Raw genomic sequence first — 26,892 nt, 5'->3', positions numbered from 1 at the left:
CCTGGTCGTCGTGGAGGGTTTTCCTGTTGCTCGCTGCCGAGTCCGTGCTGCTGCGCCGTATTCAGACTGTGTACCTGGACGAGACGCACGCCCCTGGCGGCGGAACCGGACCCGGACCCGCACTGCGCCGGCTGGAAGCCGAGTTGCTCGGCCGCGGTCACACTCTCTCCGCCGCACTGCACGCGGCGCTGGCCGCACTGCCTCCCGACCGACTGGCGTCCGCGCACGCCCGCCTGGTCGCGATGGTCGACGAACTCTTCGGCTCCGACCGTGATCACGTCCCGCTGTTCCGCCGCTTCCCGAGCACCGTCGCGCGCAACACCGAGGCGCTGTACATGGACCGGATCTTCGCTTTCCTGCTGCAGCAGGCGGAGCAGCCCTGTGTCCTGTGCGGCGCGACCCGTACCGTCTTCGCCGTCTCGCCCTGCGCGCACCTGGTGTGCCGCCTGTGCTGGGACGGAGCCGACTACTCGGGATGCCCGATCTGCCATCGCCGGATCGACGTGAGCGAGCCGTTCCTGCGCCCGGTCCGGGCCGTCGGAGCGGCGAAGGCCCCGGTGCCCGGCCCGCTGCGGCTCCTGCGCCTGGGCGCGGACCGGGCCGTGGACGCCACCGCGCTGGTGGACACGCTGCTCGCCCGCCGCACCCCGCTCTCCCCGCAGGACCGCGACGATCTGCTGGCGCTGTTGCCCCTCACTCCCGCCGGCCGGGGCCTGCTCCCGCCGGACATTCCGGTCCGGGAGACCAAGGCCCTGGTCCTGGGCGCGTTGGTGCGCGCGGCACCGGACGGACTGTCGGTGCCGCAGACGCTGACCGAGCGGCTCACCACCGCCACCGACGTGCTGCGGCTTCTCGTCGTACTGTCCGGTGGGGACGCCGGACTGGTGAAGCTGCCGCGCTTCGCGACCCTGCCGCGCCCACTGCGCCGCGTACTGCTCGAAGTCCTCGACGGCTTGCCGATGGCCTACCTCGTGGAGGACCTGCTGCGCCATCCCACGGCATGGAAGCGAGCCGCCGAGGTCCTCCACCCCTTCGAGCGCCACGCCCGCCACCCGCGCGCCGCGGTCGCCTTCGCGACGCTGCGGCAGACGCCGGTGGACACCAGCACCGCATTCGGCGCCGCTCTGCTCGAGACGGCCGGCGAGCATCCGGACGCCGTACGGGTGGACGGCGCCCGGATCCGCTCGGCCACCTGGGCCGGACGACTGGAACAGGCGGTGGCCGAGGGCGATGCCGCCAAGGCCGCGAACGTCGCCGGGGAGCGCCCCGGTGAACTGGTGCGCCGACTGGATGTGCTGCTGCGTCTGCACACCGCTCACGCCCTTGAACCGGAACTCGAGAAAGCCCTGCTGCGCGGCCTGCCGAAGGTGGGGCCGGGCCCGTTGCTGTCGGCGCTCGGAGCGCTGCGGGTGCGCGTCGAGGACCGCACCGGCCGCCGTCGCGTGTTCTTCCCGCGCGGTGACGTCACACGAGCCCTGTCCACTCCCGAACGGCGCTCCGCACTGCCCGCCGCCCTGGTCACCGAGGCGGTGGCGCTGCTGGAGGGGGAGGTGCTGCGCCGGTTCGCCTGCGGGCAACCGTACGACCTGGCGGTGCTGGACGACGGCCTGGCCGACCTGAGCGTGCCGTTCACCGAGCGGTCCACCGCCAAGGCGCTGGTGGCCGTGCCCCGGGGCAGCACGCAGCCGCTGCCCGAAGGCGACGTACTGCGGCTGTTCCTGCACTGGATGGAACCGGAAGGCAATCGAACGGACCTGGATCTGTCGGTCGCCTTCTTTGACGCCGAATGGCAGTTCACCGGACTGTGCGACTACACCAACCTGATCCACGGCACGGACGCCGCGATCCACTCCGGCGACCTCACGTCCGCCCCCGCGCCGCTCGGGGCGACGGAGTATGTCGACCTGGATCTGGCGAGGCTGGCGGAACGAGGGGACGTCTATGCCGTCCCGTTGGTCTTCAGTTACAACAACGTGCCGTTCGAAGAACTGCCCGACGCCTTCGCCGGGTTCATGGCACTGCCCGGGCACGGCCCGCGGGACGCCTCCTACGACCCGCGCTCGGTCCGCCAGCGCTTCGACCTGGCCGGCGACTCGCGGGTGTGCCTGCCGATGATCGTCGACCTGAGCCGGTGCCGGATGCTGTGGACGGACACGCACCTGCCGGCCACAGGCGGTTTCCAGAGCATCGGCTCACACGGCGGGTCAGGGCTGGCCAGTGTGGGCCGGGATCTGTGGGAGCAGTTCAGCTCCGGCAGCCGGACCACGCTGTGGGACCTCACGGTGTGGCGGGCAGCGGCACGCTGCCCCGAGATCGTCGTACTGAGCAAGGAGCCGGCGCCCGCACTGCTGCGCTACCAGCGACGTCCGGACGAGGACACGGCCGCGTTCGCGGCCCGGGTCCGCTCCCGACAGGACAGTGAGCAGCGCCTCGCACACCCCGACCCCGACGAGGCTGCCGCACGGCTCACCGCCGACAGGCGGGCGTTCCTGGCCACGGTCCACGGCTCCGCCGCCGCCCTGACGCCGGCTTCCGGAACCTGCTACCGACTGTTCCCTGGCTCCAGCCCCAGCTCCGGCCCTGGCGATGCCGCGGAGACACTGGTTCAAGTGACCGCCGCAGATCTGGTCGCCGAGCTGAAGTGAACCGGCGCCGGTGGGCCGGCCGCGGCTGCGCCCGATGCCCCGGTGCATGACCGTGACCCTTCCGTGACCGTGACCGTGACCGTTCCGCCAGGTCTCGGTCTCGGTCTCGGTCTCGGTGTCGATCTTGGTCTCGGTCACGTCTCATAAATCGATCAAGGAGGACACGGACGCGGCAAGGAACGGCAAAGAGTCGGCGCCGCAGCTCAGAAGAAGCTCAACACATTCTGCCCGCATAAGGGATGTGTGGAGGGCAAACAGGACGTCCGGAGCCCATAACCGGAGTATCCGACTCCGATCCGCTGTCGACGTGCGGTGATTGGATCTTCCCGACGCGAGCCCGACCAGCTCGCTCGTACCACCTGCGCGACGCCCACAGGACCGCGCAGTGAACAACAGGGGGTTCCATGGCCATGAGCCAGACCAGACGTCCGACGTCCCGCGCGATCTGGACCGTAAGCGCCGTTCTCGTGGCAGGCGCGGCCATCGCGCCACAGGCCATCGCACCCGCCCAGCCGGCCGCCGCCGCGGACGGGGACTGCCTCACCCACTCGGTTCCCACCTACGTCTGGGAGCCGGGGACCACCGCCAACATCGCGTCCAAGCGCGTCCTCCACAAGTACATGCAGTGGGGCCCGAAGAGCACGGACGGCGTGCTCCTGGACACGCTGAACACGGCCGGCCTGCCCGCGACGAGCAAGGTGTTCACGGGCGGCGGCGACGGCATCCTGTACGAGGCCACCGCCGGCGGGCAGGTCAAGGCGTACAAGGACAACACCGCCACCGGCGGCGCTCTGCTGACCTCGGTGAAGACCTACAGCCTCGACTGGTCGTCCGCGAAGCGGATCCTGACCAACGGCCAGTGGTTCCTGGTGTTCGCCGCGGACGGCACCATGGACGTCTACAAGCAGTCCAGCCCGACCACCGGTGACGGCACCATGACCCGCGTCATCGACGGCACCAGGTCGCCCGTCACCACGGCGATCAGCGCCTCGGACGACGCCTGGATGGTCAATTCCGCCGTGCAGTGGCTGAAGGACGGCACCATCCAGCGCAGCGTCCTGCTGCCGGTGAACCTCGCCGACGGCCCCGCCGTCAAACTCTGGGGCGTCACCGAGGTCGCCACCGGCGTCGACGCCACGCAGGCGTGGGGGCCCGGCCCGGGGGCCGTCAGCACCCAGTCCGTCACCGCGGATCCCGACACCACCGGCCAGGTCCGTACGTACACCACCGGCCCTTGGACGCAGGTCGACGACGACGTACGCGCCGGCATCGTCGGCGAGATCATGGCCGACGCCGGGCCCTGCCTCACCGACCCCGACCCGGGCGTCGCCCCCTACTTCGGCACCCCGCCGGACGACACGGGCGACCCCGTCCCGGACGAGCCGGCCGGTGACGCCGTCGCGCCGCCGTCCCGCACCGTGACCGGCACCTTCACCCTGGGCAACGGCAAGCCCGCCCCCGGGCTGCCGGTCACCGTCACGGCGTCCGACGTCGGCATCGACGCGACGAGCGAGACGAAGGCAACCGTGGTCGGCACCGCGACGACCGCTGCGGACGGCTCCTGGTCCCTCACGCTGCCCGAGAAGCTCCCGGCCGCGGTGCAGCAGGCCAAGGACGACAACGGCGGAATCCTCAACCTCGAGGCCGTCGCCATGGGCACCGCCACCAGCGGTGTGAAGATGCTCGCCGTGGACAGCCTGTCCGCCATCACCGACCAGGCGGCCGCTGACGCCAGCATCGCCGGCCCCGACAACGGCCACAGCGTCAAACTGGTCCCCAACACCGTGACGGCCGACGGCGGCCTGAAGGACTCCTTCGCCGCGAGCACCGAGGCGCAGACCTACGCCGCCAAGGTCGAGAACAACCCGGCCGTTCCGGGCGGCGACGACCCGCAGTGGCAGAGCGACACCGGCACCCTGCCCGCCGACTACGACCCGTACGTCGTCGACGGCAAGAACGTCGATGCCGAGACCGTACGGCCGCCCATCACGCCCATGGCCTCCGGCAGCTGCGACACGATCCGGATCCCCGTCGCCTCGAAGATCAAGTACACGGTGGTGGGCGAGGCCCACGCCGGCTGGGACGCCAAGGCGACCTTCGAGTACGAGTCCTCGATGAACACGAGTGTCGAGACGGCCGTCAAGAGCAACGGCAACTGGACCCTGGGCGCCTCCAAAGAGGTCTCCCAGAGCGTCAGCATCGCCGTCGGGTACACCAACAAGGGTCCGCACTACGCCAAGCAGTACAAGGTGCCGATCGAGTACGTGAAGATCAAGAACCAGTACATCTGCTCCGGCAGCGTCCGCTCCACCTGGTACAAGATCGAGCCCAAGCGCTACAAGGCGCCGGCCGGCGGGGCGCTCGGCAAGGTGGGCAAGGACGTCTCCGGCAAGGACGGCTCCGCGAACTTCAACCGGTCCAAGAAGGCCTACCGCAACTACCTCGAACCCGGTGCCAACGCCCAGCTCGCGCGGGGCAAGAGCGTGAAGTTCGGCGGCGCGGTCAGCTTCTACGGCGTCTCGATGGGCGCGAAGACGGGCTACGACACCAACCACAAGCAGAAGATCACCGCCGGCGACAAGTCGGGCAAGCATTGGGTGTGGGGAAAGAATGGCTCCATCAGCAGTGGCAAGGCCGGAGTCTTCTACTCCAAGTAGGACGGCGCGCCGCCGACGCGGGCTCCTGGCGGGCCTGGTCTGCGCCGCCGCTGCCCTGACCGGCCTCACCATCCGGTTGCTGCCCGGCGACCCCGAGGAGGGTTACCGGGTCGGCACGGCACTCGACGGCGACATCCAGGCAGGCATGGAGGTGACCAGCCCCCACACCCAGATAGGCAAGGAGTACTGGGTCGCCCTGCCCACGGCCGACAACGTCTCCGACCGGCCGCTGACGCTGCTGCGCGGCGAGATCACGCAGGTGCCCGAAGGGCTGCGCATCGTGGGCTACAAGGCCCTCAGCCACGAGGACACGGGAGGCCATCCGCTCAGCGCCGCCCCGGTCGGGGGCTCACCCGGCATACCGGACCTCACCACACTGCCCGACCACTCCGACCGGCCTTCCCTCATCCCGGCGCACGAACCCGGCGAGGTCTTCTGGGCAGCCCGAGTCCGTGTGACGGGCAAGGTCACGGGTGATCTGACCGGCTGCCGGTACTACTACCGGCAGGGCGATGCGGAGTACCGACAGGAACTGGCGTGTGTCTCCAGGATCCGGCTCGGCCCGCCCTTGAAGATCGAGGACTGACACCTGACACGCCCTGGGGCCCGCATCGAACGCCTGGTTCGGTGCGGGCCCTGGTCGTGCATGGGAACTCCTCCTGGGGAGGAGGGAGCGTCGGGCGGAGAGGGGTGATGGGTGCTGGATTCACCGTGTGCGCCGGGCTGGATCGGGATGCCCTTGCGGCGGTCCTTCTTTGGACTCGTGGCCCTCGAAGCAGTCAGTCGGTGTGGTCCCGTTGTGCGCGGCCGGAAGCGTACGTCCCAGGCGGGCCAGCGGGGACACAGCCATCACCACCGGTGACGACATCATGCCCGCGGCCGTCACGAGGAGGCTGGTGCGCAATCCCCACTCCACCGCGAGAAACCCGCCGAGCAGGGAGCCGAGTGGGGCCATCCCCATGCCGACGAACGATATCGTCGCGGCCACGCGGCCCTGTATCCCGTCCGGAGTGACGGCCTGCCGAACGGCCATGACCGTGACGTTCACCAACTGGCCAGCGGTCCCGAAAAGGAAGGTGATCGCGAGGAGCGCGAGAACCGTCACCGCTGAGGAGCCGTGCAGCGCGGGCACAGACAGGAACACGCCGTCACCGAGTGCCGCCGCGAACACGAGCACCGGACCATGACCGAACCGGCTCGGCAGGCGGGCGGCCAGCATCGAACCCAGGAGCGCGCCCGGTCCCGTCGCCGCGAGCACCAACCCGACAATGGCACCCGACAGATGCAGTTCCCGCGGCAGGAAGAGCAGATAGGCCGTCATCATGGCGGCGAAGAAGAACTGGAAGGCGGCCGAGGCGAGGCACACAGTACGCAGCGAGGCATCGCTCACAACAAAGCGAAGGCCCTCGTGGATCCGTCGCCACACCCGAGGGCGACGATCAGAACGCTCCGGGATCGCCTCGGTCCGACCGATCCGCCGGACCGACAGCAACGACAGCGCGAAGAACACCGCGCTGCAGACAGCGGCGATCGGCGCCGACAGCAGGGACACCATCGCACCGCCGAGGGCGGGCCCACCGACCTGTGCCGCGGACCGGCTGCCCTCGAGTGCGCTGTTGCCTTGCAGCAACTGATCGCGTCGCACCAGCCGTACGAGAGACGCTTGGTATGCCATGTCGAAGAACACGGACAGCGCCCCGGCGGCGAATGCGACCACGAGCAGCGCGGGCAGACCGAGCCAACCGAGAAGACCGGCCACAGCGGCGGCGCTGAGTACCAGCGTCCGGCCGGCATCCGTCACCACCATCACCGTGCGCGTCCGCCACCGGTCCACCCACGCCCCGACGAAGAGCGAGAGCAACAGGATCGGCGCCTGCCCCACCGCGCGAAGTATGCCCAACTCGCGGGCCTCAGCGCTGAGTACCAGGACAGCGAAGAGCGGGAGAACGATCAGAGCGGTTTGTTCGCCGAGTTGTGAGACCGTCTGACCGACCCAGAGTCTGCGGAATTCGCGATCCCGCCACAGGCTCGGCAAAACAGGTCGGCTGGCATCGCAGACAACGGAGGATTCGGAGGATTCGGAGGATTCGGAGGAAGCGGACCGCACGAAGATCCCTTGGATTGCCGACGACGAGGCCCATCAGCCGACGCACCAAGTACGCCTGCGATTCAGGCAGAGGAAGGCTCGCGGTGCCGAAACATCAAGGGCAGCACGCGATGACAGGCCGATCAAGGCCTACAACGTCAACGCGCGCTCGAACGACCGACCATGTCTGCCACTCCTCGTGGGTCAACTCGCTGCACCCGGACACTAACGCTTCGGGGGTTCGATGCGAAAGGCGATAGGGGTCGGGGACAGGCGTCCAGACGGACAGGCGCGTTCGCCCAGGTGGCACCTGCCACAGCCTTCATTGACCGCCATCGACATCTACCAGCGCCGTCAACCGCGCAGGGCCCGACGCAGGCATCCTGTACCCCGGGGCCGCGTCGAACCCCACTCGGCTCAGGGCTTCACCTGCCGGGCCGATCACGAAGCCTCGCATTCGAATGCCGCGGTGACCCTCCACGACCGCGCCCAAAATCTCTGCTGGAACCGAGAGATGACGCCGCTGCGGTCCCTTCCCGGATCCGACAGGAAGCGCATACTGAAAGTGTGGCGACCTACAACAGCATCGGTGCGACCTACGCTGACACCCGCCGACCGGACTCCCGTATCGCCGACAGAATCCATCAGGCCCTCGGTGGTGCCTCCACTGTGATCAACGTGGGAGCCGGCACTGGCTCCTACGAACCGTCACACACGGTCCTGGCTGTCGAACCCAGCTCAGTGATGATCGCCCAGCGTCCGGCCGGATCCGCGCGGGCTGTGCAGGCGTCCGCGGAGTCGATTCCTCTCGCCGATGACTCAGCCGCTGCGGTGATGGCCCTCCTGACCGTTCACCACTGGAGCGACCTGGAAGCCGGCATCAGCGAACTCCTCCGAATCGCTCGGCAACGGATCGTCATCCTCACCTTCGACCCCGACATCAATCACAGGTTCTGGCTACTGGACGAGTACTTGCCCGAGTTGGCCGCGGTCGACGAGACGCGCGCGGTCGCGGTCGACCGCCTCGTGACGCTGCTGGGAGGCGCCCGTATCGAGACTGTCCCCGTCCCGCATGACTGCACCGACGGATTCCTCGCCGCCTTCTGGCGCCGGCCCCAGGCATACCTCGACCCGCGGGTTCGGTCCGGTATCTCGCTTTTCGCCCAGACCAGCGACGAAGTCGTCCAGCCCGGTCTGGCCCGGCTGTCGGACGATCTCTCCTCCGGCCGGTGGCACCAAAACCACGCCGACCTGCTCGACCGCGACGCCCTCGATGTCGGCTACCGGCTTGTTGTAGCGGACCTGCGGTGAGGAGGAGATGGGTGCCAACGGTTGGCGGGGCTCTGCCAGGACGCGGCAAACCTGTGGAGGGGTTAGGCAAGCGACTGGAACAGCCGCCGTCGATCCCGGCGGAGGCGTGATGGGATCCGCTTCCCTGGCTACGTATGTCGCAATGCGTCTGCGGCAACGGCGGACTGCCCGCTGAACCAGCGAACACAAAGCCTGTCCCGCCCGCCGGCCACCGCGAGCCGCTCGTCGACCGCTCCTCGCGTCGAAGGCTGCCGAGGGCACTGCCCACTTCCCGGGCATCGCTGCGATGCACTACATGACGGCCAGTCGGGCGATACAGTCGAAAGGTGCGTTGATCTTCCGGGCGGCAGCTACGTGCAGCCGCACAGGTGCAGGGTGCCTCTTAACGGGGGCGCCTCAGCAGGCATACCCGTCGAAGATCACCGGAGCTCCACACCATGACTGCTCAGCAAACCCTCACCTACGACGCCTTCGTCCGACTTGCTGCCGCGGATCCAGCCGTCGTCGGCCTCGTCCTCAAAGGATCCCAGGCCCACGAAGGCATGCTGACCCCGTACTCCGACCACGACTTGTACGTGGTCGTCGCCGACGACGCCCGCACCGATCTCACCCGGTTCGTGGGCCACCGTAGCGCCGATCTCGACCTCGTCATCGTCACTGTCACCGAGTTCCGCGGGACCGGAACACCCGATGGGGAGCGCTACGCCCTCGCGCGGGCCCAGATCGTGCTCGACCGGCTCGACGGAGGAATCGCCCGGATCCTCGCCGACAGGGCCCGACTGGGTGCCGACGAGGCATTCCAGGACGCAAGCGGCTGGCTCGATGCCTATGCCAACTCGCTCTATCGCTCCGTCAAGAATCATCGGGACGGCCAGGCTCTCGCTGCTCGACTCGACGCCGCCGACAGCATCCGGTTCCTGCTCGAGCTGCTCTTCGCTCTCGACCGGCGTCCCCGCCCCTACAACAAGTACCTGGAGTGGGAACTCGCCCGTCACCCGCTGCTGGGCTGGGACACCGAGGTACTGCTCCGTACCGTGGAATGCATCTCGGCGACGGGTGACGTTTCCCAGCAACGACACGTCTTCAGCCTTGTCGAGACGGCGGCCCGAGAAGCCGGACACAGTGCGGTGCTGGACGCGTGGGGCGATGACCTCGACCTCATGCGACCGCAAGAGGCACACAGCGCCACTCCGGTGCCTTCCCGATCCCTGTAGGAAGTAGGAAGGAGCGAGCGGCAGGGAACCGGCGGGTTGGGTGACTGCCATGAACTCAGGCAGGGTTGGCGCCGAGGAGGCTCGGGTTCCTGGGCCTGCTTCAGGAAACCCGCCGGACGCCCAGCTCGCCCAGGACGGGCAGAGGGAGCAGGAGCCTAGGAGTTCAGGAGTGTGTCGAGGATGTGGCCCTGGGCGGCCTGCATGGGCTGAAGGGGCGTCTCAAGGCCGGACCCAGTGAGCGGCGTGCGGTCGCGCGAGCGTCTAGGGTCCGGCGTCAACACTGCCGATGTCGGCACAGCCGCAGGTCGGTGCCTACCGGAGTTTGGGGGCCGAGTTCGACTCGGCCCCCGGCCTGAGGACTACTTGGAGCCGACGTTCAGCAGCTCCAGGTTGTTGAGCAGGTTGGACAGGACGTCATGGCCGCTCGAGGCATTGACGTCGTCGGCGGCGGCAGCCACAGTCGCGCCGCCCAGTACTGCGGTGAGGGCGAGGGCGAGCGCAGTCAGCGCGGTACGAACACGCATGGAAAATCCTTTCGGTCGTTGCTTGCTTGTTCATGCTGGCAAGGCGGCACTTCCCAGACCGTGCGCCACGCATGGGCTGCCAGCAGGTCCCGCCATACAGACGAGCGGGACAACGGGTTGCGCCGTTGCGCCGTGCACTGACAGGGCGAGGGCTGACGGTGCGGAGGCATGGTTGGGCCGGTCAGGGCTGCGGAAGCGCGCGCTGCGGGCCAGGCCTGCCGCTTCAGCCCTTGTGGAGTGAAGACGGTCGCTGCCGACTTGGTTGACCGGTGCGCGGCTGGTCTCGGGCATCCGCGGCTGACGCCTGCTCCATCCGCATCACGGGGCGCAGCTCGATCTACGTTCAGGTGGCGTGGCGTGGCTCTCTCACCCGGACGGCGTAGCGGCTGGTGGGCGAAGATGATTTTGACCGGCAGGACCTGGCAGCCGGCGGTCGCTAGGGCCGGGGCGTTGCGCTCGAAAAGGTCAACGGCGAGCTGCCGGCTCAGCTGGTGGCGCCCCAGTTTCCAAGGTACTGGCAGCGTCAGGCCTGAGGTTGGCGCCCTCACAGAAACCGCAGCGTGACCGCGCTCCGCCGATTGCGCAGTCCTTGTGAGAGGCTGACAGCATGATGGGTGGTCCGTCCGAGAACCCAGAACTCTGGGCGTTTCTAGAATCACTGCGGTGCGGTGCGATCCTTTCCGGCACGGTCACGGCGATCGAACGGTTCGGCGTGTTCGTGGCGCTGGACGACGGCCCTGATCACCCCGTCTTCCCCGGAGTCGGGTTCATCACGATCCCCGAACTGTCCTGGCGCCGCATCGAAACAGGCTCCGACGTCGTGCAGGTCGGACAGCGCGTCTCAGCCGAGTTCCTTCAGTTCGACACATGGAACCTGGAGGCCAGAATGTCCTTGCGTGCGACGCAGCCGGACCCCTTCCGAGCATTCGTCGACCGAACTGCGGTGGGGCAAGAACTGCACGGACGGGTCACCAAACTGGTCCCGTTCGGTGTCTTCGTCGAGATCGCGGACGGGATCGAGGGACTGGTCCCTCTGAGAGAACTCACATCGACGCCTGTGGAGCGTCCGTCGGATGTCGTCCAATCCGGCGACGAGGTCACCGTCGTGGTCACTGTGATCGACCGGGAGCGACGCAGGTTGGTCCTCTCTCGACTGCAAAGCACACCCGACCACGTGGGCTGACTCGTTCACGCTTCTGCGACGGTTCCTGGTACGAGCGGTCCTGAGCGTCCGGGCGCCCACTCGGCGCGAAGGAAGCACCGCTCCACCGCTCCGGCTAGGTGAACTTCGGCGGTCACAGCACTAGTCACCGGCGCCCGATCGGCGCGGACAGGCCCGGACGCCATCGCCTCAACGCCATGACCGCACTCTGGTCACCTTTGCAACCAACCGCATCCTGAGCGGACCGTCGAACTCGTACGCGGCCAATGGAGCGCTCGCCGCTGATCGTCCTGGTCTGACGGGCGTCACCCATCGGCTCGGCGCCATGAACCTCGTCCACATCCCCGAGGCCGAGCGTTGACGCAGCGCATGCCCGGCCGCAGCACTGCCCGCAGGGTTCTCCGCCGTGGGGCCGGCCGGTGGTGGCCGGGCCGGCTTGCGGCTTGCGGGCGCGCTCAGGCGGGCAGCTTCGTGTCGACGATGAAGCTGATCTCGATGAGCTGGCCGGGGAAGGTCAGTTCGGTGACGCCGAAGACCGTGCTGACAGGGCGGTGGTCGGCGAAGTAGGCCTGGTTGCCTTCTACCGTCGCCGCGGCGTTCTGCCGCAGGTTCACTATGTACAGGACCTGCGAGACGATCTGGTTGCGGGTGACGCCGTAGTGGTCCAGGACCTTGTCCATGTTGGCGTAGGTCTGCTTGAGCTGGGGGACGAAGTCGTCCGCGTGGAGGAAGTCGCCCGCCTCGTCGAGCGAGAGCTGTCCGGAGACGTGGATCAGCTCGCCGGACTTGATCGCCTGCGAGTAGCCGAACTCGGTCTCGGCCGGCACGCCGTGGTTGAAGACATCAATGGTGGTCACAGTGCTCGCCCTTCTGGTGTGCTCTCTTGTGGTTACTCAGGAACTGTAGGAGAGTGAACGCCGACCTGGAAGAATGCACTTTTCGGTGACTGAGGAACCTGATGGTGACCAAGCATCTGCTCAAGGGTCTGCCCGAGGACGCGGATCTGAGGCGCGCGGACTCCCTGGCGCGGGAGATCTTCTCGGACGTCGCCAACAAGTGGGCGTTTCTGATCATCGAGGCGCTCGGCGAGCGAACCTTGCGCTTCAGCGAGTTGCGCAACGAGGTGGAGGGTGTCAGCCACAAGATGCTCACCCAGAACCTGCGCATGCTGGAGCGCAACGGCCTGGTCGACCGGAAGGTGCACCCCACTGTGCCGCCGCGGGTGGAGTACACCCTCACCGAACCGGGCCGAGCCCTGCGCATGACGGTCGACGCCATGTGCGGTTGGACGAACCAGTACCTCGGTCATATCGAGGACGCGCGCCGTCGTTTCGACGCCTGACGGGCGCCATCAGCACACCCTCGTTGTGCGCGTTCTTGATCGATCTCGAACTGGCGGTCACCGCCTATGACGTGCCCTTCACTTGATGGTGGGTTACTGAGCCGTCCAGCGCCGCGTGTCCCGTTCCTGCGCCTCAGGCTGCCTGCGACCACCGTGGCCTCGGCTCGCTCGAATCCGCGGCCGAGGACACCGAGCACATCAACGCGGCCGATGTGCAAGCCCGTGATTGTGGGTGGCGTACTCACCGAAGCCGATCCCACGCTGGGCGTACGCCTCGGGCTCGGGCAGAGCGAGAACGAGGGCGATGCGGGCCCCAGTCCGACCCGAGAGGTCCAGAACGACAGCTCTGCGATGCAAACCTCATGGTGGCCGGGCTGGCTGGGTAACACATAGTGGACGCACGCACTCGACTCATCGATCCCCCAGAACGGACGGCCGCGCCGTGACGAACGCATACGACGAATCCTTCACCGAGCGCATCCCAGGGCGGGCCTGGACCATTCGCATCATCGGCCACGGCAGCCGCGCCGCCTCGGTCACCTGCAGTACCGCGGCGTGCCGGATGCCGCCCCGTTCCGAGGACCTCGCCGCGCTGCGCGCCTTCGCCGCCGCGCACGCCGCCGCCCACGCGAAGGCGGCCACCGTCAATCCGAACGCCTACTGCCACTGCGGTTCCCAGAGGTGTGGCGCCCACCCCGACACCAAGACGTCCTGCGCAGGCGGGGTGGTGCTGATCCTTCGGCATGACCCGCTGGTGCGCCGGGTGTGGAGCGTGGAAGAGGTCTGCGAGACCTGCGCCCCGCTCATCGCCAACGTCACCGTCCTGGCCCGCGCCGCACGGCCCGCCCGCACGGTCAAGCAGACTGCCACGCCCAACGTGCAGGTGCCCGCCCCGGCCCGGCCGGCCATCGCGGGCGGTTTCTCCTCTCCTCCCGGCGATGGCGATGCGCCCCCCGCACGGCGCCCCCGCCGCGCACCGCAGCGTCCCCGGTCCCGACGTTCAGGGCAGGGGCGCTGACCATGCACGAGCCGTGCCCCCGCTGACGATCCGGCGCTACATCTGCAGTTCGGCGGACTGCCGGCGCCGGACGTTCAGGAACACCTGGTCATGGCGGGCGGGTGGACCGGGCCGCACAAGTGCCCAGGGGTGGCAGGATGGCTTCATGTCGATCCGAAAGGGCGATGCCGCGTAGGCGCCCCAAGGCCGTCCGTGCAGAGCGGTGGCGGCCACGATGGCAGTATCCGGTCCTGAGGGTCCGTGGTGTCTCCGCGCGGACTCGCGCAGCGATCCGCCGGGTGGAAGACCAAGAGATGTGGCCCAATGCGGTCGCTCATGCGCTCTCTCGTTTCGAGTGGGCTTTTGAGCAGCCTGGAAGATATCTGAACGCCTCTGAGGCGCCTTCGCCTGGCATAGAGGTGGAAGACGCCCGCGATGATCTGGAGCGGGCGATGCTGCTGCTTCCGCCCGGAGCCGAACGGGACTTGGGCCGACTGATCGCGAGGATCGACGCGGAATTCGAGCGCCGTACCTTGCCGGAACCCCATCACCTCGAGTTGGCGATGTTCGGCTGGTGGTGGACCAGAATGCGTGAACGCTGACGGGCTTCTGGCTTGTGAGCATCCCATGCACACCGAGCGAAACTGCAACTCCGTGCGAAACTGCAACTCCGCGCGATGCTCCCCAAGTTGGGTGCCGGAACCAGGTTCTGACAGCACCGCTGCTTTCTGGTGTTGTGTCCGCTGTCCGCACAGGGTCACCGGGTTGCTCGTTGCGCTGGTCGGGGCGACGGCATCTCCTGTCCGCATGGGCGGCAGACCTCGACCAGCAGTTGGCGGGCCGAGCGCCGTGGTGGTCAGCGCCAGTCGTCGATCACATACGAGTCGGGGTGGCTGTACCCGGCTTCGTTGGGCCTGTGCATGGTCACGCCCTGCAACCAGGTGCGGAAGCCGCGGTCGATCATGCGCCGGTAGGCATCCGTGCGCCCCAGGTTCATGCCGGCGTCCAGTTGCCCCAGCGCGCGCTCGGCGGCCAGCCGCTCGCACGCGTCAAGCAGTCGCTCGAACCGGTCGGCGGCCTCCGGACCAGGACGTACGGCGCCGAATTTGACGAAGCACACATCCTCGCCGGCCTCCGACCCGGCTCCGCAGTGGCAGACGGCCAGGCCGTCGAGCTCGGACGTCGCGCCCTGGAGCAGGATGGTGTCGCCGAGTGCCTGCGCCCGCGTGGCCACGATCTCGCGTTCCAGGCTCAGGCCCTCGTACACGGCTCCGGTGAGGGCGCGGCATAGGCTCAGCGCGTCAGGCTGCTCCCCAGCGGGCAGGTCGCCGTACAGCACCCGGCCGGGGACTGCGGCACCGTCTGTGACCTGCTTCTTCATGATGGCTGTGAGGAACCGGGGCCAGAAACCGTACCGGCGGTAGAGCTCCAGATGCTTGGGACTGTGCGCGAAGGTGAACAGGCCGAGGTGGCGGTTTCCCCAGGCGTCGAAGCAGTCGATGATCGGCTCCATCAGGCGCTTGCCGATGCCCTGGTCCCACAGATCCGGACGCACGGTCAGCGGGCCGAAGAATCCGACGCTGCCCCAATTGGTGGCGAAGTTCGATCCGACTACTTCGCCCTCGACCGTCGCCGCGAACGCCGCCTGTGGGTCGGCCGCCCAGCGGGTGCGGACGTAGTCGACGGTCCCGAACGGATCAGGTACCCCTAGAAAGGTTCCGAAAGCACCCCTGCAGACCTCATCGGCCCGATCCAGGTCCGCCTCGCCCAGCGGGCGGACTGATACCGGGGTCACGCCGTTCTTCTGCTCCGCTGCTGGTGGGATCATCGCTCTTTCCCTCCGACGCCCCTTTCCATCGCACCACGGAGGTGCGCCGCAGGCGAGGTGAGCAGTCCGACGAGACCTACGAGGATCGACGCCCAAGCCGGTTCACCTTCTCTCTCCGCTACCACCGGCCTTCCAGCCCGGCCGCCGTTCATCCCATCCAGCCGCTGGGGTGCCATGGCGCCGGGTCGGCAGTTGACGGGTCTGCGATCAGCGCATCCGAGGCCGTACACCGCTCGAACGCCAGTCGGTCCGCCGGCCTGCACGGTGAGCGGGCGTGGAAGCTGTCGCAGCTTCGGCTGTGCCGCGCCCGCGTGTTCGGCCGTGAAGAGGCGGTTGCCAGGCAGTGGCAGACCCTGGGAATGCCTGCTGCCCGGCGCTGGTTGTGGAGGGCGTGGTGGTGAAGGGGACAGTGTCCCCGGGCCTCACCTATTGCCCATGAGGACGATCGTTCGGCTGAAGCCTCATGGAGCCTTCCGCCGCGCAGGCGACCGCCCTTCGCAACCATGCACACGTCACGGCCTCGACCGGCACCCTTGCCGGCCGAGGCCGTCGCGCGTTCGGCTCACGCAGACGCTCCGCCGGCTAAGTCGAGGATGTGCAGCTGGACGTCCGGCCGGCAGTGGACGCACGCCCGCACGCCGCCGCTGAGCAGTCGGCGGGCCTCTTCTCGGCCGACGGCCCGCTGACGGGATCCGGCCATGTGGCAGTCGCCGACGTGGATCTCCACGGGCTCGCGGCCGGCGCCGATGCCGTACGCGGCGACCCACTCGGGCGGCGCGGGCCGCCGCCGGCGGCCCCGCTCCTCCTCGATCTGCCGCTGCCTGACTGCTGCGATCTTGCGGTCGATGCGCTCCAGCCACATGGCGTGCCACACCCGCAGGGTGAGCAGGCGCTCCAGGTCGGCCGGTAGGTCATCGAACATATTTTTGATTCTAGCGCCAAGATCTCCATCCTGAGGTCGCGTGTTCGATTTTGCGTTCGATAATGTGGTGGGGGAGGAGGTGAGCGGCATGAGCCCGGAGACGCGACCGCAGCGGAACGCGGTAGTGATGCATGTGCGCTGCCCCGACCGCCTGCCGGAGAAGACCTTCCGGCAGGTCCTGGAGGAGCTGGCCGGTCTGTCACCGGTGGTGCAGGCCCTGCCGCCGACAGCCGCGCTGGTCGACCTGACCGGTGCCATCCGTTACCACGGCACCACCGCGCACCGGCTCGGCGAGGTCCTGCGGATCCGTACGATCTCCCGTATCGGTGTCGACGTCCGGGTCGGTATCGGCCCGTCCATCACCGTCGCCGCCACCGCCTCCGCTCAGGTCTCACCGTCCGGAGGCGTCCTCAGCGTCACCCCCGATCCGGCCGCCGACTGGCTCGCCCAGCTCCCGGTCGAAGCCCTGCACGGCATCGGTCCCCGCCAGGCGGCCGTGCTGCGGGACTACGGCATCCACAGCGTCGGCCTGCTCGCCGCCGTCCCGCCCGCCACCGTCCAGCGCCTCCTCGGCGGCCGCGCCGGCCGCCTCGCCACCGACCACGCCCAAGGCATCGACCCCCGCCCCGTCGTCCCCCGGGCCCTGCCCGCCTCCGCCACCGTGCGCTGCTCTTTCGACCGGCACATCCTGGAGGGCGCCGCCGTACGCGCCGCCCTGCTGGACCTGGTGATCCGCCTCGGCGTACGCCTGCGCCGCCGCGGCCAGGCTGCCCGCGCCCTCACGCTCACGCTGACGTTCGCGGGCGGCACCTCGTGGGAGAAGACCCGCCGCCTGGCAGAGGCGTCCGCCCACGACGACGACCTACGGCAGCTCGCCTACCAGCTGATGGACGCGGCCGGCCTGCAGCGCGGCCGCCTCACCGGCATCGCCCTGCGCGGCGAAGACCTCATCGACGCCGCCCGCGTCGCCCGGCAGATCAGCCTCGACGACACCCGCGAGGACCGGCTGCTGGCCGAGCAGGCCATGGACCGCATACGCGACAAGTTCGGCCCTCACGCCATCGGGCCGGCAGCCGTCTTCCGCCATGCTTCCTGAGCTTGTCGTTCGAGGTCAGGCCGAGCCCTCCGGACGTCGAACTGCGAGCTGAGTGGTTGTTTCTGAGCTCCAGTGCTCGGGCCGTAGCCCCGTGCCGATTCCGTTCGTCGGGGCGCCCGGGCGAAATCTGTGCCGGTGTCCGTTGGGCAAGTGGTGGGAAACAACCCGGATGCCGCGGATGGACGTGGAGCGTCCGCGCTCGCGATGTGGCCTTGGACGGGAGCCAGGATGGGCTACTTAGACGGCTTAGAACCACGATTCAGGACCGCTTCAAGAAGCGGACGGATGAGTTCTGGTGGGTCTCCGTCTCCAGTCCCGTGGTCCACGAGGTCGCCGGCAGGTTCCTGACATCAACGAAGCCATCGAAGTGTTCCTCGTCCATCTCCCCGCCGATACTCCTGAACCGAGCACGGCGCCCGCCACGTTGGCGGCATCCGTCACCGAGGAGACCGGCCGCGAGGCCCCGCCGAGCCCCGGTCCAACGCACCGGCCGATGGGCGGCGGTTCCGCGGGCGAACGCCGGTAGGCTGCGGCGGTGCGCACGGTCGAGCTTCTGTTGGACGAGGCGGCAGAGTTGGCGGTCCGGGAGGCCTGGCGGCGGCTGGCGGACGCGGGGCTGCCCAGTCAGGCGCGCCTTCGCTCACCGACGAACGCCCCGCACCTCACGTTGGCCGCCTGCCCGGAGCTGACCGCCCCGATTCGCTGGGAGCTCGCCGAGGTGGCCGCCGCCCTGCCGCTACCGGTGCGGTGCACCGGCGTGGTCCGCTTCGAGCGGCCCACCTCGGTGCTGGCTTGGGCGCTGGAGTGCGACTCCGCGCTGGCCGGATTGCACCGCCGAGTATGGGAGGCGGTGGTCTTCGACAGCCCGCCCGGCACCCTCAATCCCTTCCACGACCCCGGGCGCTGGAGCCCGCACATCACCCTCGGCCGGACCCGGCGGGCCGGTGCCTTCGCCGACCGGCGAATCCCTGAGCTGCTGTCGGCGCCGCCACTGTCGCTCCGGCTCACCACCCTGCGCAGCTACGACACCCAGACCGGCGCCGTGGAAGTGCTGCAGCCCCGCGCCTGAGCGCTGATAAGAGACATCGTGCCCCGCCTCGTCGGGCGCCGGCGTCCGCCCAACCTGCCGAACCGCACCGGGCACTTACTGGCCCTGACAAAGCCTCTGGACGTGCCGGTGGGTGATCAGGCAGACGGCGAGGCCGAGGAAGGCTTCGTGGACGTCGTCGCGTCGTTCCCAGCGGATGCGCAGGTGGCGGAAGCCGTGCAGCCAGGAGATCGTCCGCTCGACGACCCAGAGGAAGGTGCTCAGACCGGTGCCGTGCGGCTGTCCCGCTGGGCGATCGCGGGCCGGATCCCGCGCTGCCGCAGGGGCCGGCGGTACTTGTCGTGGTCGTAGCCGCGGTCGGCGAAGAGCATGTCGGGCCGACTGCCTGCCCGGCCGACGACCCCGGCCGTCTGGAGTCGGCGCCGGTCCAGGGCGCGCGCCTGGCCTGCGACCCCGAAGGGTGCGCCGCCGAGCGCCGAGGGGTCCGGCTGTCACCGGGCGAAGCGGTGCGCTTGTTGAAGGACTTGGAAGCCTACGTGTCGCGCGTGATCACGATGCGCAATCCGCCGCTGTCGGCCTTGCGTCCTAGCCGGGCTGGTGCACGACCGCGGCAGTCGTGGCAGACCGCTGCTGAACACCGATATCCACGGTTTCCCGGGAGCTCACTTCGAGTTGCCCGTGCACAGCGCCGAGCCTACGCTTGAGAGGGATTTTGCGTAGAACGGGAAGATGAGAAACGGGGGGTAGTCGGAGCGGGAAATGCGCAAAGCTCTGGCGGCTGCAGTATTTCCGAGATGACATCGGGACCAGTCATGGCAAAGCCTTACGAGCCTCAAGCGCGGACTGAACGACGTCGCGATCGTCAGACCACCTGGTAAGCGTACTGCCCCGATGAAGGCGATGCTCCGCTCGGTACCGTCTACGACAACTCAGAGGATGCCGAACGGGCCGCGGAAGAACACAACGCTCAGTTCACGCCGCCTCATAACGCCCAAGTTCGTGAGTATTTCCCGGACCCCTACGATCCTGTCCGGCCCGATTTCGATTAGCGGCCGGCGGCGCTGAGCGGCGAGCAGGTGGCTGTGGCGAGCGACGCTGCGATTCTCGTCATCGCGGCGCACGTACAGATGCGGCCTGACCTGCCCGGCCGGCCGCTGAACGACGGTGCGGCAGCGGTCGGTCGGGTCAGGCTATGGGAGTCGTCTGCGTGCAGTTCGTCCACTCGAGCCAGGGTCGGCTGCCGTCCGGCGCGGGCCCTGTCGCGTACGTGGGTTCGTTGATGACGGTCTGCTCGCGCTCTTCATGGGTGATGTCCAGTCCGAAGAGCTTGAATCCCATGCTCAGAGCTCCGGCTGACACGCCGAGTCCCACGCCGACCGACACGTTCCACCAGTCCGTGTCGGCCTGGTAGTCGATCTGCGAGAGTTTTGCCTTGTCGTGCAGCAAGCGTTCCAGGGAACCGGCGTCGCCGGTCAGCGGCTCGGCTGCCTCGGTCGGGGTGGGAAGTGCGTCGGAGGCGGGGAAGTCACCCCGGCCGCGGAGCCAGTCCTCGACGAGCCTGCTGTCCTCCTCGTCGTCGAGGGTCACCTCTGCCGTCTCGGTATGCACCTCGGACTCGATCTCGCCACCGCCACCGCCGACTTCGATCGTGATGGGTGTCGGCCCGACGTTCGCACCGGCGCCCGCTTGTACCCCCTTACTGGTCCCCTCCTCACTGCTGGTCGTGATCTGCAGCTTGGTCGGGTGGTGGGCCTCGTCGTTCTTCTCTTCCTCGTCATACTGAGCCGCGTCGTACGTGACGGCGACCTGTTGCATGCGGGTTCCCCTCGCCTGCACGCCCTGCCCGCCTTTCGCGTTGACGCTGAGCGTGTAGATGAAGGTGACCGTGCCGGCATTGGGACCGCTGTTGGCCCGCATCACCAGCACGTCGTTCGTCATCGAGCCCGACAGAAGCTCGGTGCTGACCGACCCCAACGAGGCGGGGGCATCGCCGCCCTTGTCGCCCTTGCCCTTCTTGCCGCCCGACTTGAAGGATTTGCCGAAGCTGACGCCGCCGGCCAGCTCGGTGGTGGTCTTGGTGATGTCGACGTCCGGCAGCCGCTGGGGATTTTCCTTCTTCATCCGCTCCATCGCGCTGTTCCGGCAGCCCACCACACTGACCGGATTCACCAGATTCGGCATCGCGTTGCATGTGTCGTTCTGCTTGAGCGCGGCGGCGAAGGCCTCGGCGTCCTCCAGATTGGCCGCCAGATCGGCTTGCGTGTCACCGGTCTTGTGCCCGTCGAAGAGCCACTGGCCTCCCACACCGCCCCCGGTGCCGTAGCTGGCGTTCAGCGATGCGCCCCCGCCCCAGTCCTTCAGTCCGGGGATGCCGGCCGAGATGCTGGTCGTCGCGCCCACGGTGTCCGTCTCGATGTGCTGCATGGTGACGGTTCCGTCGGACCACTGCTGAATCTTCAACTCCTCGGTGTCGCTCATCTTGAAGAAGGTGATCTGCACAACGACGGTGTCTTTCGTCTGCTCCTCGGAAAGCATGCACACAGCGGGTTGGAAGGGATCGTCGGTCGGTGCCTCAGGCGGCTCTTCTGGTTTTTCTCCGTCGTCGGCCGCAGTACCAGCAACGTCCGAGCCCTGGCACGCCGTCCTCTCGTCCTGACCGACGATGCGGCACACCTGTGTCTCGACCCCTTCGAGGACTTGTCGGCCCAGGGGTGTTCCCACGCACGCCGCGACCACGAGGGCCGCGACAACGATCAACCCCAGGTATTCCACGGAGGTTTGACCGTCGTCGGCATGCCGCCGCGGTTTGTGCAGGTCGTACCTGCCCTGGGTCTCCACCCGTCACCTCGTTCGCTGCTCACCACGGACATGACATCTACGACGTGTGGCGGCACGTTAATCCGGAAGCGTGAGCGGACGGCAGGGGTGCAGGGCCCAAATGTGGGCCCAAACCTGTGGGCTCCACGGCGACGAGACAGTGAGCGTCGGTGAGGGCTGCCAGCGCACCAAGCTCCCTGCGGGCAGACGGCCGGTGAGCCCTCTCCAGCCCTTCCGTAGGGTGAGTCCATGACACTGTCCCCCTGGTCGCCCGGTGCAGTCACGTCCCTCCCTGGGCCGCCGCTTCTGCCTGTCGACTGGATCGACCACGTCGACACGGACCCCATCCGTGCGTTGGAGATGTTTGTTCTGGGGTGGTACCCGGCCGACGAGGCCGATCCGGATCCCGAGGCGCCCACGGACGGTGATCTCGCCGGCCTGCCGGCTTCGCTCGCGGCCTTCCACCGCCTCGCCCGCCTGCGTCCCGCCCTTCGACGCTTCAGCAACCCGGTGCTCCCGCGGCCCCAACGAGCTGAGAGACCATATGGCAGTCAGTTGGTCTTCGCGACGGACAACCAGGGATGCAGGGACTGGTCCATCCCTTGGCCGCCTCGCGGCGGACCGGCGGACTCCGACCCACCTGTGTGGCTCACGGAGGACCCCTACTGCGACGACGATCCGGAGACGATCCTCGAAGCGGAACCCCTCAGCCGGTTCCTCCTCCAGTTCACCCTCAACGAAGCCAGCGGCATCGCGCCCTTCAACGCCTGGACCCTGGTCATGCCCATCGAGCGCCTCGAACCGCTATGGGACTTCCTACGCCCCGTCCCCCTCAGCCCCTTCCTTCCCACCTATACGAGCGACCTGTTCTACGCCGCCCCAGGACTGCTGGCGAGCGTCAGCGCCGATGAGATCGAGGCGACCATCGCGTTTGGCGCACGCCACCGCGAAACCCTCGCCCCCTTGCGGGCCTACGACTTCCCCTGGCGGCGCTTCGACGAGTAGCCCTCTCGTTCGCGGCCCCGGGCATCAGCAGCATGGCGCTCACACGGAGCGTTCTCAGTGTGGGCGCGAGCGGCGGTCGGGTCTTCGGTGCGGCGCGGCAGGGCGGGCGAGAGGCACGGCACTTCGCCGCGGCCGTATCGGTGACGACCTGGCTGTTCACGCCGTGCCGGCGGAGCTTGGCGGAGTAGTCCGCTCGGCTGCCGCTGAAACGGCCACACTCGGCGGGGGTCCCGTCCGTCCAGCAGGACGAAGTCCGGGTCGTGCTCGCGCGGCGCCTTGAGCAGGCTGGGAGCGAGATCGGTGAGCAGGCCGTTGAACGGTTGGTCCGACGGCGGCGGCGCCGGCCGTCACCGTGTCAGAAGGTCTCCAAAGCGTGGCCTTAGCGGCCGATGGTTTTGAGCCAGCAGAGTAAGTGTGGCTCGGATGACTGTACCCCCGGCCCATCGTGGCGCACTGCCACACGATGTTCACTCTGAGGAATCGCCGAGTCGCCTGCCCCGCAGCAGGGGCAGCCCAGCGCGATGCGCTGGATTCGTGTGAGTCGGCCATCGAAGCGACGTCTGCGGCACCGTGCGAGGACATGACGCTGGGGTGTCCTTCGCGTTCGCGCCTGTAGTGCGCCGAGTGCCCTTGGTGCGCTGTGCGCAGGATTCGAGGAGAATGTCGTGACCACACGTACGCGTCTGAGGGCGGCCGTCCTGGCCCACCCGGTACTCACCGTGGCCATTGCGGGGACGTGCCTGGCGGCACTGGGCGGGGTGGGGGAAATGGCCGCGCGGAAGGTCGTCGCGGACAGGATTCGGGCGGAGTCGAACCTCGTGGGAGCTGAGGCCGCGGTTCAGCAGCGGGGCGGCTGGGCCTTGACGGCCCTGACCGGCGAGCGGCTGCCCGAGGTGGGCATCGCGTCGGACAACGCGACCCTCGGCCCGTTCAAGGGAGTGTCGCTGCAGGTCGACGTGTACGGCCTGGTGCTGGGATCGCCCACCGAGTTCGAACATGTCCATGGACTGGCCATCGTGGACGAAGACGCCCTGAGAGACGCTTTCAACACCGCGCGGCCGGGCATGTCGGTGACGTCCGTGGAGTTGAACCGCAACGAGAACATCGTCTCCGTGACGTTCGACGCGGCCGGCCGCTCGGAACAGGTGGAACTGATTCCGGAGACCGATGGCTTGGGTGGTTTCTCCTTCGTGCGGGTGGACGGTGAAACGTCCGAGGAGCCGGGTCAGGGTTCCGGCCTCGACCGTCTGAGCTCGGTCATCAACCCCTCCACGGGCCCTGCCAAGGCTCTCGGCCTGCGATTCCAGGCTGCGGCGGTCTTCCGGGACGGGCTCCACCTCGTCCTGGACAGAGGTGCGGGCCAGATGCAGTAGTGAGAAGCGCCGAGCCTGACGCTCGGACGACGGCTGCCCCGTGGGACGGCGTGCCACTGCACCAGCGGCACGCCATCCCACGGTCACTCAACCCTGCCGTGGACACCGTCGACTTCGGTTCCGGGCAGCGGCATCCCGTATGCCCCCGTCGCCGCGCTCCGCACCGATGGCCAGGCTCTCCTGCACCTCGGCAGCGAATACACCGCGGAGAGGTCGAAGTCCTGGCTGGGTTCCAGACCGGGCACGTTGCGTTGCTGACCGAGTGGCCCTCGCCGGCGTCATGTGTGTGCTGCGGACGGGTGTCGCGTGGCGCGGTGTTCCCGCGGAGACGGTGGGCTTCTCGGGTGTGACGAGTTGGCGCCGTTGTAGGACTGGACCGAGGTCGACGTTCGGCCGCGCCTGCATGCTGCCCTGCTGACCGAGCTGTGCCGCGCCGGTCTGCTGGACCTATGGACCTAGACGAACCCGTACGACGTCGCCCAGCTCCTGCCGCTCTGGATATGCGGACCGGATTCAAGACTTCGCCGAGTACCCCCGCCGCCTCCTGTGAAAGCGGGGCATCAAGCCGTTGAGCGCGCGACGCCGGCGCCGATCCCCATCAGCGCCTGCTTGAACCGGCCTGCGGCCTCATATGCCTGCGCCGCCTGCGAACCTCATCTGGAAGCGATCAGCCGGCCACCCTGAACCACCCCGGCCTCACCTCGACCAGAAGCGGTTGCAGCGACCGCACCGCGGCCCGCAGGTCCTGATCCGTGAGATCAAGAGGCTCCGGCAGGCTCAGCCCGTACCGGCGCAACCGCCAGAGGTCGAAGACTTCGCTCCCGTCGGCTGCGAAGTCCACGTCGACCTCAGCGCCGCCGTCGCCCACGAAGCGGCACCCTGCCCCATGAACCGCGTAGGAGTAGGTGCCGGCGTGCCCACTGCGGCTGATCCGGCGCGAACGGGCCAGGCCGAGGACATCTGCCAGCCGCTCGAGCGAGGGGATCGCCACCCTCATGGCTTCGTCAATGGCGTTCAGAGCGTGGACGTAACCGAGCACGAGGTCTCGTGCAGCACCAGCCCGTTCCATACGGCGCCATCCCCCTGAGCCCGTGGCTGAACGGATTGTTCCATGAGGCCGCCGGCGTCTCCACAGGACAGCATTCTGAAACGATCAGTCAGTGCGTGCTCGGCATGATTGGCTCTCGCCCCCCGCCTGGCTCATGCGCTGCCGTCGCCGACGGCGGCAGCCGGGGTGTGGACGGCCTGACCATCCGGCACTTCGGTGGTGGTGACGGTGGTGACGGTGGTGCACAGAGTGCGGGCCAGTTCGTCGACGAGGCGCCCCAGGTCCTCAGGGGTGCGCCCGGTACCGAACATGTAGTGGTCGGGACGTACTACCGCGCCGACGTGACCCGCTGAGGCGAAGTGCGGCAGGTAGACGTCGTCGATGTCCTCGACGTCGATGGCCGCGCTCGCCTGCCCGCTCGGGACGATGCGCACGAGATGGGCGCCGATCCGGTCGAGGAAGGAGAGCTGACCCGGTGTGAGGGCGTCCCTCGGGTCGAGGGTCGCTGCGACGACGAAGCCCTGGCCTACGATCTCGTCGAGCAGGCCGGAGCGATCGCCCCGGCTCACCCTGCCCTGCATGCTGAGTCGGCCGGCGGAGCGCTGGACGAGTCCACTGGCGTCTCGCGCGACGACGCCGTCGAAGAGGGCTGGTGGGGGAAGCGGAGGCAGGATGCGTGCCGGGTCGGCACCCTTCTCGATCATCGCTGAGTCTCGGACCGCGGCTGCTTGCGGGTCCGTGACGCAGATGACCTTACCCAGCTCGACGGACATGCCGATGGCGTGCTGGACGTGCGCGGAACGCTCCAGGCCGTAGGAGTCGAGCAGTTCGGGCCGTGCCAGGCCTCGCAGGACCAGGTCCAGTTTCCAGGTCAGGTTGGCGGCGTCGCGAATGCCCGAGCACATGCCCTGCCCCGCGAACGGGGGCATCAGGTGCGCTGCGTCACCGGCGATGATCAGCCGGCCGGAGCGCCACCGCTCGGCCCATCGGGCCTGGAAGGTGTAGACCGCGTGCCGTTCGAGGGTGCAGTTGTCGGCGTTCAGGCCCCAGGGACGCAGGAGTTGCCAGGCACGGTCTTCCGTGTTCAGCTCCTCGACGGTCTCGCCGGGCATGCGCATGAACTCCCACCGTCGGCGCCCCGGGCCGCCGGAGACGACGGTGGTGGGACGGGCCGGATCGCAGATCTGGAGGTTGACCGGCGTCCACTCGCGCGCGGTGTACGGGACGACGTCGACGATCAGCCAGTCGTAGAAGAAGCCGAGGTCGACGCTGTCGGACTCCATGCGGTCGCGGACGAAGCTGTTGGCTCCGTCGCATCCGATCACATAGGAGGCGCGGAATCGGCGTTCCTGACCGTTCTGGTCGACGGCGGTCACCACGACCGCCTCGTCGGTCTCGTCCAGGGCCACCGCTGTCTGCCCACGCAGCAGCGTGATGCCCGGTTGCTCGCCGCAGGCGGCGGCCAGCGCCTCCTCGAGGTCGGGCTGGTACATCATCGAAGCGACGGGCCAGCCCGAGGGTCCCAGGCCGGACCAGTCGAAGGCCAGCAGCGTCTGCCCGTCGGCGTTGCGCCACTCGTAGGTGTCGGCCGGTTCCGTCAGGCGCGCGAGCTCCTCGGCGATGCCCGCGTCGGCAAGGAGCCGCGCGACCTCGTCGTCGAAGTGGACGGCCCTCGGCCGGCCGTAGACGTGGGGCCACCGCTCCAGGACGGTGACAGTCCAGCCGCTGCGTGCGAGATACAGCGCACTGGTCAGTCCCACGGGGCCGGCTCCGACCACCAGGACGTGGCTGGCCTCGAACTCGATGTCGAAAGGCAT

At 68.4% G+C, this 26,892-nt stretch carries 21 protein-coding genes and 2 pseudogenes; 13 read left to right on the top strand and 10 right to left on the bottom strand.

The window, feature by feature from the left end:
* The first annotated feature begins 26 nt into the window (after nucleotides 1-26).
* The 3 genes from ABT232_RS11700 (at nucleotide 27) to ABT232_RS11690 (ending at nucleotide 5,888) form a co-directional block, all read left to right on the top strand.
* Nucleotides 27-2,645 (top strand): MXAN_6230/SCO0854 family RING domain-containing protein, encoded by a 2,619-nt coding sequence (locus tag ABT232_RS11700; protein ID WP_351839119.1) that lies wholly within the window; start codon nucleotides 27-29, stop codon nucleotides 2,643-2,645.
* Nucleotides 2,646-3,055: 410 nt separating this feature from the next.
* A complete protein-coding gene (locus tag ABT232_RS11695; protein WP_351839117.1) occupies nucleotides 3,056-5,302 on the top strand; it encodes a hypothetical protein in 2,247 nt (748 codons plus the stop codon).
* Complete coding sequence (locus tag ABT232_RS11690) at nucleotides 5,271-5,888, top strand: hypothetical protein (RefSeq protein ID WP_351839115.1); 618 nt, start codon at nucleotides 5,271-5,273, stop codon at nucleotides 5,886-5,888. Before ABT232_RS11695 ends, ABT232_RS11690 begins: the two co-directional genes overlap by 32 nt.
* A 120-nt stretch (nucleotides 5,889-6,008) precedes the next feature.
* On the opposite strand, the gene ABT232_RS11685 is transcribed toward ABT232_RS11690, so the two are convergent.
* Nucleotides 6,009-7,328 carry an MFS transporter gene (locus ABT232_RS11685; protein ID WP_351839245.1) on the bottom strand — a complete coding sequence of 440 codons (1,320 nt, stop codon included), beginning with the start codon at nucleotides 7,326-7,328 and terminating at the stop codon, nucleotides 6,009-6,011.
* A 627-nt stretch (nucleotides 7,329-7,955) separates the two neighbouring features.
* On the opposite strand from ABT232_RS11685, the gene ABT232_RS11680 reads away from it, so the two are divergent.
* Nucleotides 7,956-8,699, top strand: a complete 744-nt coding sequence (locus ABT232_RS11680) for a class I SAM-dependent methyltransferase (RefSeq protein ID WP_351839113.1) — start codon at nucleotides 7,956-7,958, stop codon at nucleotides 8,697-8,699.
* 437 nt (nucleotides 8,700-9,136) lie between these two features.
* Nucleotides 9,137-9,913 (top strand): hypothetical protein, encoded by a 777-nt coding sequence (locus tag ABT232_RS11675; protein WP_351839111.1) that lies wholly within the window; start codon nucleotides 9,137-9,139, stop codon nucleotides 9,911-9,913.
* A 359-nt stretch (nucleotides 9,914-10,272) separates the two neighbouring features.
* On the opposite strand, the gene ABT232_RS11670 is transcribed toward ABT232_RS11675, so the two are convergent.
* The gene (locus tag ABT232_RS11670; protein WP_351839109.1) at nucleotides 10,273-10,437 is read right to left on the bottom strand and encodes a hypothetical protein; all 165 of its coding nucleotides are present in this window, start codon (nucleotides 10,435-10,437) and stop codon (nucleotides 10,273-10,275) included.
* A gap of 607 nt (nucleotides 10,438-11,044) precedes the next feature.
* Between ABT232_RS11670 and ABT232_RS11665 the strand changes: the two genes are divergently transcribed.
* On the top strand, nucleotides 11,045-11,620 hold the full coding sequence (locus ABT232_RS11665; protein ID WP_351839107.1) for a S1 RNA-binding domain-containing protein: 576 nt from the start codon (nucleotides 11,045-11,047) through the stop codon (nucleotides 11,618-11,620).
* A gap of 434 nt (nucleotides 11,621-12,054) precedes the next feature.
* Here the strand turns inward: ABT232_RS11665 and ABT232_RS11660 are convergent, their stop codons facing one another.
* Nucleotides 12,055-12,456, bottom strand: coding sequence for a RidA family protein (locus ABT232_RS11660; protein WP_351839106.1), 402 nt, complete (start codon nucleotides 12,454-12,456; stop codon nucleotides 12,055-12,057).
* Nucleotides 12,457-12,557: 101 nt separating this feature from the next.
* Here ABT232_RS11660 and ABT232_RS11655 point away from each other — a divergent pair, with 101 nt between their 5' ends.
* The 3 genes from ABT232_RS11655 (at nucleotide 12,558) to ABT232_RS11645 (ending at nucleotide 14,540) form a co-directional block, all read left to right on the top strand.
* On the top strand, nucleotides 12,558-12,941 hold the full coding sequence (locus ABT232_RS11655) for a winged helix-turn-helix transcriptional regulator (protein WP_351839104.1): 384 nt from the start codon (nucleotides 12,558-12,560) through the stop codon (nucleotides 12,939-12,941).
* Between the two features lie 442 nt (nucleotides 12,942-13,383).
* Nucleotides 13,384-13,959, top strand: a complete 576-nt coding sequence (locus ABT232_RS11650; protein WP_351839102.1) for a hypothetical protein — start codon at nucleotides 13,384-13,386, stop codon at nucleotides 13,957-13,959.
* A gap of 278 nt (nucleotides 13,960-14,237) precedes the next feature.
* The gene (locus ABT232_RS11645; protein WP_351839100.1) at nucleotides 14,238-14,540 is read left to right on the top strand and encodes a hypothetical protein; all 303 of its coding nucleotides are present in this window, start codon (nucleotides 14,238-14,240) and stop codon (nucleotides 14,538-14,540) included.
* A gap of 254 nt (nucleotides 14,541-14,794) precedes the next feature.
* On the opposite strand, the gene ABT232_RS11640 is transcribed toward ABT232_RS11645, so the two are convergent.
* Both ABT232_RS11640 and ABT232_RS11635 read right to left on the bottom strand, forming a co-directional pair.
* Nucleotides 14,795-15,766 (bottom strand): GNAT family N-acetyltransferase, encoded by a 972-nt coding sequence (locus tag ABT232_RS11640; RefSeq protein WP_351839098.1) that lies wholly within the window; start codon nucleotides 15,764-15,766, stop codon nucleotides 14,795-14,797.
* Nucleotides 15,767-16,328: 562 nt separating this feature from the next.
* Nucleotides 16,329-16,688, bottom strand: coding sequence for a DUF6233 domain-containing protein (locus ABT232_RS11635; protein ID WP_351839096.1), 360 nt, complete (start codon nucleotides 16,686-16,688; stop codon nucleotides 16,329-16,331).
* An 88-nt stretch (nucleotides 16,689-16,776) separates the two neighbouring features.
* Here ABT232_RS11635 and ABT232_RS11630 point away from each other — a divergent pair, with 88 nt between their 5' ends.
* Together ABT232_RS11630 and ABT232_RS11625 are read left to right on the top strand one after the other, a co-directional pair.
* Complete coding sequence (locus ABT232_RS11630; protein ID WP_351839094.1) at nucleotides 16,777-17,784, top strand: DNA polymerase Y family protein; 1,008 nt, start codon at nucleotides 16,777-16,779, stop codon at nucleotides 17,782-17,784.
* Between the two features lie 535 nt (nucleotides 17,785-18,319).
* Entirely contained in the window at nucleotides 18,320-18,853 is a 534-nt protein-coding gene (locus tag ABT232_RS11625) for a 2'-5' RNA ligase family protein (RefSeq protein ID WP_351839092.1), read from the top strand.
* Between the two features lie 75 nt (nucleotides 18,854-18,928).
* Here the strand turns inward: ABT232_RS11625 and ABT232_RS11620 are convergent.
* Nucleotides 18,929-19,236: pseudogene (locus ABT232_RS11620) on the bottom strand (transposase); the annotation flags it as partial.
* 781 nt (nucleotides 19,237-20,017) lie between these two features.
* Nucleotides 20,018-21,670 (bottom strand): hypothetical protein, encoded by a 1,653-nt coding sequence (locus ABT232_RS11615; RefSeq protein WP_351839090.1) that lies wholly within the window; start codon nucleotides 21,668-21,670, stop codon nucleotides 20,018-20,020.
* A gap of 228 nt (nucleotides 21,671-21,898) precedes the next feature.
* On the opposite strand from ABT232_RS11615, the gene ABT232_RS11610 reads away from it, so the two are divergent.
* Nucleotides 21,899-22,654 (top strand): hypothetical protein, encoded by a 756-nt coding sequence (locus ABT232_RS11610; protein ID WP_351839088.1) that lies wholly within the window; start codon nucleotides 21,899-21,901, stop codon nucleotides 22,652-22,654.
* A gap of 35 nt (nucleotides 22,655-22,689) precedes the next feature.
* Here ABT232_RS11610 and ABT232_RS11605 read toward each other — a convergent pair.
* Nucleotides 22,690-22,962, bottom strand: a pseudogene (locus ABT232_RS11605) (IS5/IS1182 family transposase); the annotation flags it as partial.
* 357 nt (nucleotides 22,963-23,319) lie between these two features.
* Here ABT232_RS11605 and ABT232_RS11600 point away from each other — a divergent pair.
* Complete coding sequence (locus tag ABT232_RS11600; RefSeq protein WP_351839086.1) at nucleotides 23,320-24,027, top strand: ATP-binding protein; 708 nt, start codon at nucleotides 23,320-23,322, stop codon at nucleotides 24,025-24,027.
* A 667-nt stretch (nucleotides 24,028-24,694) separates the two neighbouring features.
* Here ABT232_RS11600 and ABT232_RS11590 read toward each other — a convergent pair.
* Together ABT232_RS11590 and mhpA are read right to left on the bottom strand one after the other, a co-directional pair.
* Nucleotides 24,695-25,066 carry a DUF6896 domain-containing protein gene (locus ABT232_RS11590; protein WP_351839084.1) on the bottom strand — a complete coding sequence of 124 codons (372 nt, stop codon included), beginning with the start codon at nucleotides 25,064-25,066 and terminating at the stop codon, nucleotides 24,695-24,697.
* Nucleotides 25,067-25,227: 161 nt separating this feature from the next.
* A complete protein-coding gene (mhpA, locus tag ABT232_RS11585) occupies nucleotides 25,228-26,892 on the bottom strand; it encodes a bifunctional 3-(3-hydroxy-phenyl)propionate/3-hydroxycinnamic acid hydroxylase MhpA (protein ID WP_351839082.1) in 1,665 nt (554 codons plus the stop codon).

It is taken from the genome of Streptomyces sp. NPDC001532, assembly GCF_040298625.1.
Taxonomy (GTDB): Bacteria; Actinomycetota; Actinomycetes; order Streptomycetales; family Streptomycetaceae; genus Streptomyces.
The sequence above is the reverse complement of the archived record's forward strand: the minus strand, read 5'-3'. Positions and strand labels throughout refer to the sequence as shown.